Source organism: Terrabacter sp. NPDC080008, from assembly GCF_040702505.1.
Taxonomy (GTDB): Bacteria; Actinomycetota; Actinomycetes; order Actinomycetales; family Dermatophilaceae; genus Terrabacter.
Map to the genome: position 1 here is coordinate 1 of NZ_JBFBLC010000009.1, position 15,292 is coordinate 15,292.

Genomic DNA, 15,292 nt, shown 5'->3' on the forward strand with positions numbered 1-15,292 from the left:
CAGCTTCCTCGGCATGGCGTCCGAGATCGCCGCCCAGGTCACCGAGCAGTGCTTCTACGAGCTGCAGGCGGTCGACCGCCTGGCACCGGGGCCGCAGCCCCACCCATCCCCTGAAAGTAGGTGAAGGCACAGCGCTCGGGTGCCCTGCACACCCCTGCCGCGCCGGCCGCCCTCCCGTGCTGACGTACCTCATCCGCCGGCTCCTTGCCGCCGTCCTGCTGCTCGCCATCGTGAGCGCGGTCGTCTTCGCCATCTTCTTCCTCGTTCCCCGCATCGGGGGCGCCACCGTCGACGACCTCGCGTCGCGCTACGTCGGCAAGAGCGCCGGTCAGGCGCAGATCCACGAGACCGCGGTGCGGCTCGGCTTCACGGACCCGATCTGGGTGCAGTACGGGCGCTTCGTCAAGGGCATCGTCGCGGGCGCCGACTACAACACCGGCGCCGGCATCGACCACTGCCCCGCGCCGTGCCTCGGCTACTCCTACATCACCCAGAACCCCGTCCTGCCCGACATCCTCGACCGGCTGCCCGTCACGTTGATCCTCGCCGCGGGGGCCGCCGTCCTCTGGCTCGTCGGCGGCGTCGGCACGGGCGTGATCTCCGCGCTGCGGCGCGGCACCGTCCTGGACCGCAGCTTCATGGGCATCGCCCTGGCGGGCGTGTCCCTCCCGATCTTCTTCACCGGCCTGCTGGCCCTGTCGATCTTCAGCTACGGCCTGAAGTGGACGTATGCCGGCGGCGCGAGTCCCATGGACGCCACGAGTCCGCTCGACCTCGTCCACCGCATGCTGCTCCCCTGGATCACCCTCGCGTTCCTGTACGCCGCGTCGTACGCCCGACTCACCCGGGCCGGCATGCTCGAGACGATGAACGAGGACTACATCCGCACGGCTCGGGCCAAGGGGCTCGCCGAGCGCGACGTCGTCGTCAAGCACGGGCTGCGCTCGGCGCTGACGCCGATCCTCACGATCTTCGGCCTCGACCTCGGCCTGCTCCTCGGTGGCGCCGTGCTGACCGAGACGACCTTCTCGCTGCAGGGCATCGGCTACTACGCCGTCCAGGCCATCAACAACAACGACCTGCCGAAGGTGCTCGGCGTGACGCTCGTCGCCGCTGTGTTCGTCATCGTCTTCAGCCTCATCGTCGATCTCCTCTACGCCGTCGTCGACCCCAGGGTGCGTACCTCATGAGCCAGTCCACCAACGAAGCCACCGACACCGACACCGCCACCGACAGCGCCAGGCGGTCGCGCCGTGGGGCGAAAGCGGCGTCGGTCAACACGCTCGACGGCATCGGCGGGCTCGGTGCCCCGAAGCCGGACGCGTTCCTGTCGGTGCGTGACCTTCGCGTGCACTTCCCCACCGACGACGGCCTCGTCAAGTCGGTCGACGGGCTGTCGTTCGACCTGGCGCGCGGCAAGACCCTGGGCATCGTCGGCGAGTCCGGGTCGGGCAAGAGCGTCACGAGCATGTCGATCATGGGCCTGCACAAGCCCGAGACGGTCCGCATGACCGGCTCGATCAGGCTCGACGGCACCGAGCTGGTCGGCGCCAAGCCGGAGCAGGTGCGTGCCCTCCGCGGCAAGCGGATGGCGATGATCTTCCAGGACCCGCTCTCGGCGATGCACCCGTTCTACACGGTGGGTCACCAGATCATCGAGGCCTACAAGATCCACAACAAGGTCAGCACGTCCGTCGCCAAGAAGCACGCGATCGACATGCTCGGCAGGGTCGGCATCCCCGAGCCGAAGAGCCGCGTCGACGACTACCCGCACCAGTTCTCCGGCGGCATGCGCCAGCGCGCCATGATCGCCATGGCCCTCTCGTGCGACCCCGAGCTGCTCATCGCCGACGAGCCCACCACCGCGCTCGACGTGACGGTGCAGGCGCAGATCCTCGACCTCATCCGCGACCTGCAGTCCGAGTTCAACTCGGCGGTCATCATCATCACCCACGACCTCGGGGTCGTCGCCGAGCTCTCCGACGACATCATGGTGATGTATGCCGGTCGCGGCGTCGAGTACTCCTCCGCGGACGACGTCTTCACACGCCCGCAGCACCCCTACACCTGGGGCCTGCTCGGGTCCATGCCCCGCCTCGACCGGGTGCGCACCGAGCGGCTGCGGCCCATCGCGGGCGCTCCCCCAAGCCTGATCAACGTGCCCTCGGGCTGCCCCTTCCACCCGCGGTGCGCCTACGCCGACCGCACCCACGGCCTCAGCCAGACCGTCCGGCCGCCGTTCGCCGAGACATTCCCGGGCCACTTCTCCGCGTGCCACCTCACGCCCGAGGAGAAGACGGCGATCTGGGAGTCCGACATCAGGCCGACGCTGTGATGCCGGCACTCTTCACCACAGGAGCACGATCGTGACCACCACCTCCGTCAAGCCCACCGCCTCGAAGCAGGCGGGCGAGGCGCTGCTGCAGGTCACCGACCTGACCAAGCACTTCCCGATCCGCCGCGGGCTGCTGCAGCGGCAGGTCGGCGCCGTGCAGGCGGTCGACGGCTTGACCTTCGACGTCGCGCGGGGCGAGACCCTCTCCCTCGTCGGCGAGTCCGGCTGCGGCAAGACGACGACCGGCCGCATGCTGACCCGTCTCATCGAGCCGACCGCCGGCACCATCCTGCTCGAGGGCGAGGACATCACGCACTGGTCGACCGGCAAGCTGCGTCCGCTGCGTCGCGACGTGCAGATGATCTTCCAGGACCCCTACGGCTCCCTGAACCCCCGCCACACCATCGGCACCATCGTGGGCGCGCCCTACCGCCTGCAGAACATCAAGACCGAGAACGGCGTCAAGCGCGAGGTGCAGGGCCTGCTCGAGCTCGTCGGGCTGAGCCCGGAGCACTACAACCGCTACCCGCACGAGTTCTCGGGCGGCCAGCGCCAGCGCATCGGGATCGCCCGCTCGCTGGCGCTCAAGCCCAAGCTCATCGTCGCGGACGAGCCCGTGTCGGCCCTCGACGTGTCCATCCAGGCCCAGGTCATCAACCTCCTCGAGGACCTCCAGGACGAGCTCGGCCTGACCTACGTCGTCATCGCCCACGACCTCTCGGTCGTGCGACACATGTCCGACCGCGTCGCCGTCATGTACCTCGGCAACCTCGTCGAGCTGGCCGACCGCGACGAGCTGTACACCCGACCGATGCACCCCTACACCACGGCGCTGCTGTCCGCCGTGCCCATCCCCGACACCCAGCGTCGCACCAAGCGCGAGCGGATCCGCCTCCAGGGCGACGTCCCGAGCCCGGTGAACCCGCCTCCGGCCTGCCGCTTCCACACCCGGTGCTGGAAGGCGCAGGAGATCTGCCGCACGGAGGCGCCGCCTCTCGTGGAGCTCGCCCCGCGCCACCGCGTCGCCTGCCACTTCCCCGAGAACGCCGACGGTCCGGGCGCGAGCGACCCTGCCGCGTTGGGCTCCTCGACGTCGCCGTCGGGGTCGCTGGACGCCGCGCAGGAGCCGCCGGCCTGAACCGCTACGGACAGGTGAGCTGGAGCGTCTTCAGGTCGGACGACATGGTGGCGGCGATATTGGCGTGTGTCTCGTTGCGGGCACCGTTCAGCCACTGGTCGATCCACTCGTAGACGCCGACCCCGGACGTGAACGACGTCCGGGGCTGGCCTCCGCACGTCGGACCGCTGCGGACCAGGCCCATCCGGGTGAAGGAACCGAGCGGGGCCTGAGCACGCGCCGCGGCGCGTTGAAGGCGAGGATCCACACGCCGTCCCTGGTGCGCGTGACCATTCGCGGGTTGAAGCAGCCCCGCCCGGAGTCACCGCACATCCGCTGGCAGGTCATCCCCGCACAGCTGCCCCAGGCCTTGGGCGAGAACAGGAGCCGCTGGTAGGTCCCCGGTCCGGGTGGTCCCGCCGTCGACTTCCAGACACCGAAGCCGCACCACGGTGACTTCGAGAGCCAGGAGAAGCCGCAGCCGTAGCGAGAGCCGTAGAAGGCCCCCTGCTCCCGGCGGGCTCACACCCGGCGCTCAGGCAACACGATCCTGCCGAATCGTGGCACCGGCCAGACGCGATCTTGGAGATCCCTTTGCGCTCAAGGGCTTTCGCTCCCATACAGTTCCAGACGCGTGGCGCGCCGGCCACAGGCAGTTCCCTGGGTCGCGCCGGCACACCATGCCTCCTCGTTGCCCGGGTCCTTCGTCACAGCAATCGAGAGGATCCCCATGCTGTCCTTCCATGCCCGCGCCCCACGAGCCGCCAGGGTGGCCGTCTCGGCCATGGCCCTGGTGGGCGCGGTCGCGCTCGCCGCGTCAACGAGCGCCGGAGCCGCAGGTGCACCGAGCACCGCAGGGGCCGCGGCAAGCGGTCACCGCCCGGCGCCGAACCCCTACTCCCCGCAGTCCGGACACCACTACCGCCATGGCGTCGTCCCCACCCAGGAGACGAACGCCCGGATGAAGCGGTGGGCGCAGACCCAGGCCACGACGGCCACCGGCACCCAAACCCTCTCCTACGGCGGGGCGGTCGACGGGATCGGGGTCACGAGCGGCAAGCCGAGGGTCTACCTCGTCTTTTGGGGCACCCAGTGGGGGACCCAGGGCACCGACGCCAACGGCAACCTGACCTTCTCGAGCGACACCGCTGGCGGTGCGCCGAAGCTCCAGCAGATGTTCAAGGGCCTCGGCACGGGCAACGAGCTGTGGTCCGGCGTCATGACGCAGTACTGCGACGGGCCGGGCGTGGCCACCGGCGCGACCTCGTGCGGGTCGGGGACGGCCCACGTCGGCTACCCGACCGGGGGCGCCCTCGCCGGCGTCTGGTACGACAACAGCGCCTCCGAGCCGAGCGCAGCCACCGGCACCCAGCTCGGCACCGAGGCCGTCAGGGCGGCGAGCCACTTCGGCAACACGACGGCTGCCTCCAACCGCTACGCGCAGTACGTCGTCCTGTCGGCCAAGGGCCTCAACCCGGACAGCTACAAGACCGGCGGGTTCTGCGCATGGCACGACTGGAACGGCGACGTGTCGGTGGCCTCCTCGGTCGGTGACGTGGCGTTCACCAACATGCCCTACGTCATGGACCAGGGCACCAGCTGCGGCCAGAGCTTCGTCAACGCCGGGTCGGCAGGCACGACGGACGGCTACACGATGGTGGAGGGCCACGAGTACGCCGAGACCGTCACCGACCAGAACCCGGCCGGCGGCTGGACGAACCACACCGGGGACGCGACCTACAACGGCCAGGAGAACGCCGACGAGTGCGCCTGGATCTCCCCCGGCTCCGCGGGCGGTGCCGGGAACGTGGCCATGGGCAACGGCAGCTACCCGATGCAGGCCACGTGGTCCAACGACACGAACGGCTGCGACCTCTCGCACCCGGTCGTCGGCGGCACGTCGTCCAACACCGTGACCGTGACCAACCCCGGCAACCAGAGCGGCACCGTCGGCACGGCCAAGAGCCTGCAGATCCAGGCCACCGACTCTGCCTCCGGCCAGAGCCTGACCTATTCGGCGTCCAGCCTGCCGACCGGCCTGTCGATCAACAGCTCCACCGGCCTGGTCAGCGGAACACCCTCTGCCGCAGGCACCTTCAGCGTTACCGTCTCGGCGAAGGACACCACCAACGCCAGTGGCTCGACGACCTTCACGTGGACCATCGGCGCCTCGGGGACCTCGTGCAGCGGCCAGCTGCTCGGCAACCCCGGTTTCGAGACCGGCACGGCGACGCCGTGGTCGACGAGCACCGGGGTCGTCGACAGCTCCACCAGTGAGCCGGCGCACTCGGGCAGCTGGAAGGCCTGGCTCGACGGCTACGGCACCACCCACACCGACACCCTCTCGCAGTCGGTGTCGATCCCGGCCGGCTGCAAGGCGACCCTGACGTTCTACGTGCACATCGACACGGCCGAGAGCGGCAGCACCGCCTACGACAAGCTGGCCGTCAAGGCCGGGTCGACGACGCTCACGACGCTGTCCAACGCCAACGCCTCGAGCGGCTACGTGCAGAAGAGCTTCGACCTGTCGTCGTTCGCGGGCCAGACCGTCACGATCGGCTTCACCGGCACCGAGGACTCCTCACTCGCAACGTCGTTCGTCGTCGACGACACGGCGGTGACGCTGGGCTGAGCGGTACGCGTACGGCCCGGGCGTACGCGTGCACCCAGCGGTACGCGTACGCCCGACGTGCGCGAAGCGGGGCCCCCTCCCAGCCGGAGGGGACCCCGCTTCGTCGTTCACGGGCGATGCGCCCGCAGGTGACTCAGGCCAGGTCGAAGCGGTCGAGCTCCATCACCTTGGTCCAGGCGGCGACGAAGTCGCGCACGAACTTCTCACGCGCGTCCTCGCTGGCGTAGACCTCGCCGAGGGCCCGCAGCTGCGAGTTGGAGCCGAAGACCAGGTCGACCGCGGTCGCGGTCCACTTCAGCTCGCCGGTGGCGTAGTCGCGGATCTCGTAGACGTTCTCCTGGTCGGTCGAGACCTTCCACTGCGTGCCGGGGGCGAGCAGGTTGGCGAAGAAGTCGTTGGTCAGCACGCCGGGCCGGTCGGTGAGCACACCGTGCGTCACGCCGCCGTGGTTGTTGCCGAGGGCGCGCAGGCCGCCGACGAGGACCGTCATCTCCGGCGCGGTGAGGTTCAGCATGTAGGCCCGCTCGACGAGCAGGACCTCCGGCTGCTGCTTCTCACCGGCGCGCAGGTAGTTGCGGAAACCGTCGGCGCGCGGCTCGAGCACCCGGAAGGAGTCGACGTCGGTCTGCTCCTGCGAGGCGTCGGTGCGACCCGGGTGGAACGGCACGGTGACCTCGACGCCGGCGTCCTTGGCCGCCTTCTCGACCGCGGCCGAGCCGGCCAGGACGATGAGGTCGGCCAGCGACACCTGGGCACCGCCGCGGCCGTTGAACTCGGCCTGGATGGCCTCGAGCTTCTCGAGCACCTTGGCGAGCTGCTCGGGCTGGTTGGCGGCCCAGCTGCGCTGCGGCTCGAGCCGGATGCGGGCACCGTTGGCCCCGCCGCGCTTGTCGGTGTGCCGGAAGCTCGCGGCCGACGCCCAGGCGGTCGAGACCAGCTCGGACACGGACAGGCCCGAGTCGAGCACCGCAGCCTTGAGGGCGGCGATGTCGGCGTCGCCGATCAGGTCGCCCTCGACGGCGGGCACGGGGTCCTGCCACAGCTGCGGCTCGGGCACCCAGGGGCCGAGGTAGCGCGACACGGGACCCATGTCACGGTGCAGCAGCTTGTACCAGGCCTTGGCGAAGGCGAGGCGGAACTCCTCGGGGTTCTCGAGGAAGCGGCGCGAGATCTTCTCGTACTCCGGGTCGAAGCGCAGCGCCAGGTCGGAGGTCAGCATCGTCGGGCGGCGCTTCGGCGCGTCCGGGCTCGGGCCGGGCACGATCGCCTCGGCGTCCTTGGCAACCCACTGGTTCGCACCGGCCGGGGACTTCTCCAGCTCCCACTCGTAGCCGAAGAGGATCTCGAAAAACTCGTTGTCCCACCGGGTCGGGTGGTAGGTCCACGTGACCTCGAGGCCGGAGGTGATCGCGTCCTTGCCCTTGCCCGAGGCGTACTGGCTCTTCCAGCCCAGGCCCTGCTCCTCGAGCGGGGCGCCCTCGGGCTCGGGGCCCACCAGGTCGGGGTCGCCGGCGCCGTGGGTCTTGCCGAAGGTGTGGCCACCGGCGATGAGGGCGACGGTCTCCTCGTCGTCCATCGCCATGCGGGCGAAGGTGACGCGGATGTCCTTCGCGGAGGCGACCGGGTCGGGGTTGCCGTTGGGACCCTCCGGGTTGACGTAGATCAGGCCCATCTGGACCGCGCCGAGGACCTCCTCGAGCTCGCGCTCGCCGGAGTAGCGCTCGTCGCCGAGCCAGGTGTCCTCGGGACCCCAGAAGATCTCCTCCGGCTCCCACACGTCCTCGCGGCCGAAGCCGAAGCCGAAGGTCTCGAAGCCCATGTCCTCGAGGGCGACGTTGCCGGCGAGGACGAGCAGGTCGGCCCACGAGATCTTCTGGCCGTACTTCTGCTTGACCGGCCAGAGCAGGCGGCGGGCCTTGTCGAGGTTGGCGTTGTCGGGCCAGCTGTTGAGCGGCGCGAACCGCTGGGAGCCGTCACCGGCACCGCCCCGGCCGTCGTAGATGCGGTAGGTGCCGGCTGAGTGCCAGCTCATGCGGATCATCAGGCCGCCGTAGTGGCCGAAGTCCGCCGGCCACCAGTCCTGCGAGCTGTGGAGGACCTCGACGATGTCCTGCTTGAGGGCGTCGAGGTCGAGCTTCGCGAACTCCTTGGCGTAGTCGAAGTCCTCGCCGAGCGGGTTGCCCTTCGGCGAGTGGGCGTGGAGCACAGAGAGGTCCAGGTGGTTGGGCCACCAGTCCTTGATGCCGTGCGGCCGGCCGCCGGTCTTGGGGGTCGGCGAGGGGATCGCCGGGTTCTCGCTCTCGCTGCCGCTCGCGGCGGCCGAGTCGTGCATGACCGGGCACCCGCCTTCGGCCTTGCGGTCGACTCCCTGTGGGCTCTGCGGCGTGGTGCTGTCGTGGCTCTCGGTCATGAGGGCTTCCTTCCGGACGTCGGTGTCACTTCGGTGTGGCTGTCGGGTGGTGTGGTCGGTGGGGTCAGGCGGGGTCGGTCGAGGCGGTGGGGGCGCTGGAGCACGCCGGGCAGGTGCCCCAGTAGGTGACCTCAGCCTCGTCGATCGAGAAGCCGTGGTCGTCGGGTGCCACGAGGCAGGGGGCGTGGCCGGTCACGCAGTCGACGTCGGCGACGGCGCCACACCCTCGGCACACGATGTGGTGGTGGTTGTCGTCGACCCGCGCCTCGTAGAGCGCGGGGCCGCCGGCGGGCTGGATGCGGCGCAGCAGCCCGGCACCGGTGAGCGCACGGAGCACGTCGTAGACCGCCTGGTGGGACACGGCCCCCAGGTCGGCGCGTACGCGGTCGATGACCGCCTCGGTGTCGACGTGCGGGCGCTCGTGCACCGCGGCCAGCACCGCGAGCCGTGGACGCGTCACGCGCAACGAGGCCTCGCGCAACACGGAGCTGAAGTCCGTGGTCATGCGAGCAGAATGGTCTCTAATCTGGAATGAGTCAAATGAACATCCGGTCAGCGGGCACCGGGCGCGACGTCGCCCACGGTGCTGCGCGACCACTCCTCTCCAGTCTCGGCCTGGAAGGCGGCCACTGCCGCCCCGATGGTCGGGAAGAAGTGCCGTGGCTCGATCTGTCGCGTCAGGCCGTAACGGTCGACCTTGCGCCGCACGGGGTCCTTGAGCTCGGCGAAGACCAGGCAGATGCCGGCCTCGTCCAGCTCCTGGTCGAGGTCGAGCAGGACGTCCGCGGCCGTCGTGTCGACATCGGTGATCGGCTCGGCCGCCACGACGACCCATCGCGGGTGCGGCTCGGTCCGCGCGAGGCTGCGGACCTCGTCGCGGAAGGTCTTGGCGTTGGCGAAGAACAGCGGCGCGTCGAACCGGTAGATCGCCAGGCCGGGAAGCCGCAGGGCGTCGGGGTAGGAGCGCACGTCGTGGTATCCCTCCACGCCCTCGACCTTGCCCAGGACGGTCTCGTAGGGCAGCCACGCGCGGCGGAAGACGTTGAGGATCGACAGCGCGATCGCGATGGCGATCCCCGGCAGCACACCGAGCAGGGCCACGCCGAGGAAGGCCGCCATCGACAGCCCGAACTCGACCTTGCGCTGCCTCCACAAGCGAGTCGTGCCGGGGATGTCGGCCAAGGACAGCGATGCGGTGATGACGACCGCGGCCAGCGCAGGCTGCGGCAGGTTGCGCAGCAGACCGGGCAGGAACACGATCATCATGATGATCAGGAGCGCCCCGACGACCCCGGTCAGCTGGGTCCGGGCCCCGGAACGCTCGGCGACGGCGGTGCGTGAGCCGCTGGTGCTCACCGGGAAGCCCTGGAAGAGGCCCGCGGCGAAGTTCGCCACGCCGATCCCGACCATCTCCTGGTTGCCGTGCACCTCCTCCCCCGCCCGTGCGGCGAAGGCCGACGCGGTGGAGATCGTGTCGGCCAGCGAGATCGTCGCGATGCCGATCGCGCCACCGACGAGCAGCGGGATGTCACCTCGCTCGATCTGGGGGATCGTGAGCGGCGGGAAGCCCTTCGGGAGGACGCCGACCAGGCTGACGCCGCGCGCGGCGAGGTCGAACACCGACGTCGCGAGGATGGCGAGCACGACCATGACCATGATGGCCGGCACCTTGGGCAGCCAGCGCTGGAGCGCCAGGACGAGGGCGATCCCGACGACACCGACAGCGGCCGCTGCAGCCACCGTCTCGCCCTGCGACACCCCCTGCGCGAAGGCACCGATCTCCGCGACCAGCCCGTCGGCATCGGTGCTGAAGCCGAACAGCTTCGGCAGCTGACCCACGAGGATCGTCAGCGCCAGCCCGTTCATGTAGCCGAGCATCGTGGGCTTGGAGAGCAGGTCCGCGATGAAGCCGAGCTTGGCGACGGCCGCCACGGTCATGATCACGGCCACGAGGATCGCGAGCACGGACGCGAGCGCCACGGCCCTGGCCGGGTCTCCGCCCGCACCCAGCAGCGGCAGCACCGTCGCGGCGATCATCGGCCCGAGGGAGGAGTCCGGTCCCAGCACGAGGATCCGCGACGGGCCCATGGCCGCATAGCCCAGCAGGCACATGATGGTCGTGTAGAGGCCGGTGATCGGTGGCAGCCCCGCCAGCTCGGCGTACGCCATCCCCTGGGGCACCAGCAGGGTCGTCAGGACCACGCCGGCGAGGACGTCCTTGCCGAGCCACTCCCGCCGGTAGCCCCGGATCAGCCGCCATCCCGGCACTGCGTGCAACACCGGCATCACCTCGGTCGAGTCGCGCCCTTCCCCGCACGCTCGCAGACAGCCGAACCCCGGCCATCACCTTGCGAAGGTGATGTGCCGCAGCGCGGGTGACTGGCACGGTCGAGGAACCCTGCGACAGCCGACGTGCTTGCTCGAGGAAGGCTGGTGGACCATGGCCAGGAGCGACGTGTCCGGGCGACCGTCGACCGCCCTGCGGAGGGTCCTGCTCCCGCTCGCACTCGCGCAATTCATCTGCAGCTTCGCCGGCTCGAACATGAACGTCATGATCAACGACATCAGCACGGACCTGGACACGACGGTCCAGGGCGTGCAGGTCGCGATCACGCTCTTCCTGCTCGTCATGGCCGCGCTGATGATCCCCGGCGGGAAGCTCACCGAGCGCTACGGCCGCAAGCGGTGCTTCGTCGTCGGCCTGACCGTCTACGGCGTCGGTGCCCTGCTCAGCGCGGTCTCCCCCGGCCTCGGCACCCTGATCCTCGGCAACTCGATCCTCGAGGGCGTCGGCACGGCCCTGTTGATCCCGCCGGTCTACATCCTCACGACGCTGCTGTTCACCGAGGTCACGTCCCGGGCCCGGGCCTTCGGGGCGATCAGCGCCATGGGCGGCGTCGGCGCCGCCGCCGGGCCGCTCATCGGCGGTCTCATCACCTCCGCGATCAGCTGGCGGGCCGCGTTCGTGTTCCAGGCTCTCGTGATCGCGGTCATCGTGCTGCTGAGCCGGAACATCACCGACCCGCTCCCCGCGAACCCGGAGAAGCCGTTCGACACGGTGGGCGCGACCCTGTCGGCGGTCGGGCTCGTGCTCGTGGTCCTCGGGATCCTCGCCGCCGACAACAACGCCTGGCTGATGGTGGGGCTACTCGTCGCCGGCGGCCTCGTCCTGGTGTGGTTCTTCCTGTGGATCCGCGCCAGGGAACGGGCGGGCAAGGAGGCGCTGCTGTCCATCCGCCTCTTCCACAACCGCACATCCAACCTCGGCCTCGTGACCCAGAACATCCAGTGGCTGATGCTCCTGGGCGTCTCGTTCACCGTGGCGGCCTACCTGCAGGCGGTCCGTGGCTACGACGCCATCCAGACCGGCGTCATCTTCACGGCTGCCACGGTGGGGCTGCTCCTGTCGTCGCTCGGTGCCGAGCGCTTCGCCAAGCGGCGGGCCCAGCGGACCCTCATCATGCTCGGTTTCGTCGTCACGATCGCCGGCGTGGGAGTCCTGATCGCCATGGTCGGCGGATCGTCCAGCCCGTGGGCGTTCGCACCGGGTCTGTTCCTCATCGGGTTCGGCCTCGGCGGCATGCTGACGCCCTCGGTCAACGTCGTGCAGTCTAGCTTCGGCGACGAGCTCCAGGGCGAGATCTCGGGGTTGTCGCGGAGCGTGTCGAACCTGGGGTCCTCCCTCGGCACCGCGATCGCCGGCACGATCCTCGTCGCCGGGCTGACCGAGCACGCCGAGGCGGCCGCCCTCGTCGTGCTCGCGGCCGTCGGCGTGCTCGGGCTCGTGGCGGCCGCTCTGCTCCCCCGACGCCATGCCGAGCCGGCCGCGACGACGGCGTGACGCCGTTCGGCGAGACGAACCAGACGTGCACGCGAACCGGACGTGCCGACTGCTCGATGCGGTCGGTTCTACCAGCGCGCGGGCATGACCCGACCACCCGGCGACGTCGCCGCGGGTGGTCGGGAAGTGTGTCGGTCGCGCTCTTCAGGTCACTTCAGGACGACGACCTTGTGCATGCCCATGATCGCGTGCGGCATACCGGTGACGGCGTCGGCCACGAAGCACTGCAGCACGTAGGTGCCCGGCGGCATGTCATAGCTCAGGGTCGCGCTGCGACCCGCGGACAGGACGTCCAGGCCGAACGTCGGCCCGTTGAGCGCGAACGGCGGCGGAGCCATCGAGCCGGAGTCGTAGTACGCCTGGATCTGCTTGTCCGTCGTCCCCTTCTTCACAGGTGAGAACTGCGCCACGTGGATCGAGTCACCGATGTTGCGGAACGTGACGCTGCCCTTGGCCGGCAGGCGCCTCGGGCCGACGAAGCGGTCCGCGGCGGTGAGCCAGATGGTCGGGTGCCACCCGGAGCCGTCCCAGGCCGAACCATCCGACCACGACCAGCCGTCGTCGTCGCCGTCGCGGACGACCAGCTTGGTGAATGCCGGGTTGGGCGCCCCCGACGGCCCCATGGGCCCGAAGAAGCTGCCGAGGTCCATCAGGTAGTACGTGCCGGGACGCAGGTTCACCCGGACCGATGCCGGGTAGCCCTTCTGGACATCGGCCAGCCCGGTCGCCCGGACGTCGCGGTTGAGCTCCCTCGTGCCCATGGCAGCGATCTTCGGGTTCGACGAGAACTCGTGAGCGAGGTCCGCCTTGAACGTGTTGAGCGTCGCCTTCCCGAGGAGGCGGAACAGGCTGATCTGGCTCCCGCCCGGGCCGGTGTTCGAGGTGGATTCGTGGAAGACCACGGTGCCTTCGTCGACGTGCCAGCGACTCAGCCGCACGTGGGAACCGTCTCCCCGGACCCAGACGGTCGTGGATCGCGCATGGTCGCCGTCGTGGCCGCTGTCGTGGCCGCTGTCGTGAGCTGAGGCGCTCGCGGCGGCGGCCACCGGTGCGGCGGCGACCAGAGCGAGTGCGGCGAGAGTGGATACGAGTCGTCTCACGACTACCCCCTTGGAACGAGTGGGCCCCGGCCGGCCCGAGGCCACACCCAGCGTCGCCCTGTCCCCGCGCCCGCGGATACATCGTTCGGCCTACGTCGCCCGGCGCAGGGCCACGCCCGCGGGCCACGCCGCCCGGACGGGCGTGGCCTTCCGGCGCGTCAGACGTTGAAGCGGAACTCGACGACGTCGCCGTCGGCCATGACGTAGTCCTTGCCCTCGATGCGCACCTTGCCGGCCGCCTTGGCGGCGTTCATGTTGCCGGCCGCGACCAGGTCGTCGAACGACACGACCTCGGCCTTGATGAAGCCGCGCTGGAAGTCGGTGTGGATGACCCCGGCGGCCATCGGCGCGGTCCACCCCTTGCCGATGGTCCAGGCCCGCGACTCCTTGGGCCCGGCCGTCAGGTAGGTCTGGAGGCCCAGGGTGTGAAAGCCGGTGCGGGCCAGCTGGTCGAGCCCGGACTCCTCGGCCCCGAAGCTCTGGAGCAGCTCGAGGGCCTCCTCCGGCTCCATCTCCATGAGGTCCATCTCGAGCTTGGCGTTGAGGAAGACCGCATCGGCAGGCGCCGCGAGCTCGCGCAGCGAGGCCTGCAGCTCGGTGTCGGCGAGCTGGTCCTCGTCCAGGTTGAAGACGTAGATAAAGGGCTTCGTCGTCAGCAGCCCCAGCTGCTTGGCCTCGGCCAGGTCGATCCCGGCGGCCGGCCCCGCGGCATACAGCGTGTGGCCCTCCTCGAGGACCTTCTGCGCGGAGAGCGCGAGGTCGAGCGCGGGCTTCTTGTCCTTGTTGACCCGCGACTCCTTCTCGAGGCGCGGCACGGCCTTCTCGAGAGTCTGCAGGTCGGCGAGGATCAGCTCGGTGTGGATCGTCTCGATGTCGCTGGCCGGGCTGACCTTGCCGTCGACGTGCACGACGTCGCCGTCCTCGAAGGCGCGCACGACCTGGCAGATGGCGTCGGCCTCGCGGATGTTGGCGAGGAACTTGTTGCCGAGCCCCTCCCCCTCGCTCGCGCCGCGCACGATGCCGGCGATGTCGACGAAGCTCACGGTGGCCGGGAGGATCTTCTCCGAGCTGAAGATCTCGGCGAGCACCTTCAGTCGCGGGTCGGGCAGCGGGACGACGCCGACGTTCGGCTCGATCGTCGCGAACGGGTAGTTCGCGGCGAGCACGTTGTTCTTGGTCAGCGCGTTGAAGAGCGTCGACTTGCCGACGTTGGGGAGACCGACGATTCCGATGGTGAGTGCCACGGGGACAAGAGTCTAGTGACGTTCGGGCGAAGTCCCGACCACGAGGGCGTATGCCGTGCCGCCCGTCTCACGCGAGCGTCCACTCCCAGCCGGGCTGCCACTCGAACGGCGCGACCACGAGGTCCTCGAGGGGAGTGCCGTCGAGCAGGTGCTGCAGGGCCCACCGGTTGGCCGAGTGGGCGATGACGAGGATCCGCTGGCCGTCGTGGTCACGGCGACGGAGGTCCTCGAGGAAGTCGGCGGTGGCTGCGACGACGTCGCGGTAGCTCTGGCCGCCGCCCGGGAACGGCGCGTCGACGTGGTCGAGGCGCACCCGGGCGAGGTCTGCCACCGGGCAGCCGGTGAGCGCGCCGTAGTCGCACTCGCGCAGGCGGGTGTCGACGTGCAGCGGGACGTCACTGCCGGCATACGCCAGCTCGGCCGTCTCGACGGCGCGTGACAGGTCCGAGGAGTAGACGGCGGCGAACCCGTCCGCCGGGCGTCGCCGGCCCAGCTCGACAGCGAGGGCACGGCCCCGTGCGGAGAGCCGTCCCGGCGACCAGCCGGTGGCGATGCCGGCCTCGTTGTCCTCGGTGACCGAGTGCGTCTCGTAGACGAGCTGCAGGCTCACGAG

Annotated in this window: 11 protein-coding genes; 5 read left to right on the top strand and 6 right to left on the bottom strand. The window is 70.0% G+C overall.

What is annotated here, in order from left to right; translation table 11 throughout:
- Nucleotides 1–176 precede the first annotated feature (176 nt).
- From AB0316_RS19605 to AB0316_RS19620, 4 genes are all read left to right on the top strand, one after another.
- Nucleotides 177–1,190 (top strand): ABC transporter permease, encoded by a 1,014-nt coding sequence (locus AB0316_RS19605; protein WP_366274844.1) that lies wholly within the window; start codon nucleotides 177–179, stop codon nucleotides 1,188–1,190.
- On the top strand, nucleotides 1,187–2,335 hold the full coding sequence (locus tag AB0316_RS19610) for an ABC transporter ATP-binding protein (protein WP_366274845.1): 1,149 nt from the start codon (nucleotides 1,187–1,189) through the stop codon (nucleotides 2,333–2,335). The genes AB0316_RS19605 and AB0316_RS19610 overlap by 4 nt, the downstream gene beginning before the upstream one ends.
- Nucleotides 2,336–2,366: 31 nt before the next feature.
- Nucleotides 2,367–3,473, top strand: coding sequence for a dipeptide ABC transporter ATP-binding protein (locus tag AB0316_RS19615; protein WP_366274847.1), 1,107 nt, complete (start codon nucleotides 2,367–2,369; stop codon nucleotides 3,471–3,473).
- A gap of 709 nt (nucleotides 3,474–4,182) precedes the next feature.
- Nucleotides 4,183–6,084, top strand: a complete 1,902-nt coding sequence (locus AB0316_RS19620) for a putative Ig domain-containing protein (protein ID WP_366274848.1) — start codon at nucleotides 4,183–4,185, stop codon at nucleotides 6,082–6,084.
- 133 nt (nucleotides 6,085–6,217) lie between these two features.
- Here AB0316_RS19620 and katG read toward each other — a convergent pair whose 3' ends face one another.
- From katG to sulP, 3 genes are all read right to left on the bottom strand, one after another.
- On the bottom strand, nucleotides 6,218–8,494 hold the full coding sequence (gene katG, locus AB0316_RS19625) for a catalase/peroxidase HPI (protein ID WP_366274849.1): 2,277 nt from the start codon (nucleotides 8,492–8,494) through the stop codon (nucleotides 6,218–6,220).
- Between the two features lie 64 nt (nucleotides 8,495–8,558).
- Entirely contained in the window at nucleotides 8,559–8,999 is a 441-nt protein-coding gene (locus AB0316_RS19630) for a Fur family transcriptional regulator (protein WP_366274850.1), read from the bottom strand.
- A 47-nt stretch (nucleotides 9,000–9,046) separates the two neighbouring features.
- On the bottom strand, nucleotides 9,047–10,774 hold the full coding sequence (gene sulP / locus AB0316_RS19635; RefSeq protein WP_366274851.1) for a sulfate permease: 1,728 nt from the start codon (nucleotides 10,772–10,774) through the stop codon (nucleotides 9,047–9,049).
- A gap of 160 nt (nucleotides 10,775–10,934) precedes the next feature.
- Between sulP and AB0316_RS19640 the strand changes: the two genes are divergently transcribed.
- A complete protein-coding gene (locus AB0316_RS19640) occupies nucleotides 10,935–12,335 on the top strand; it encodes an MFS transporter (RefSeq protein WP_366274853.1) in 1,401 nt (466 codons plus the stop codon).
- 149 nt (nucleotides 12,336–12,484) lie between these two features.
- Here the strand turns inward: AB0316_RS19640 and AB0316_RS19645 are convergent, their stop codons facing one another.
- The 3 genes from AB0316_RS19645 to AB0316_RS19655 form a co-directional block, all read right to left on the bottom strand.
- Nucleotides 12,485–13,435, bottom strand: coding sequence for a hypothetical protein (locus AB0316_RS19645; protein WP_366274854.1), 951 nt, complete (start codon nucleotides 13,433–13,435; stop codon nucleotides 12,485–12,487).
- A 158-nt stretch (nucleotides 13,436–13,593) separates the two neighbouring features.
- Complete coding sequence (ychF, locus tag AB0316_RS19650; RefSeq protein ID WP_366274856.1) at nucleotides 13,594–14,679, bottom strand: redox-regulated ATPase YchF; 1,086 nt, start codon at nucleotides 14,677–14,679, stop codon at nucleotides 13,594–13,596.
- Between the two features lie 67 nt (nucleotides 14,680–14,746).
- A complete protein-coding gene (locus AB0316_RS19655; protein ID WP_366274857.1) occupies nucleotides 14,747–15,289 on the bottom strand; it encodes a histidine phosphatase family protein in 543 nt (180 codons plus the stop codon).
- Nucleotides 15,290–15,292 lie beyond the last annotated feature (3 nt).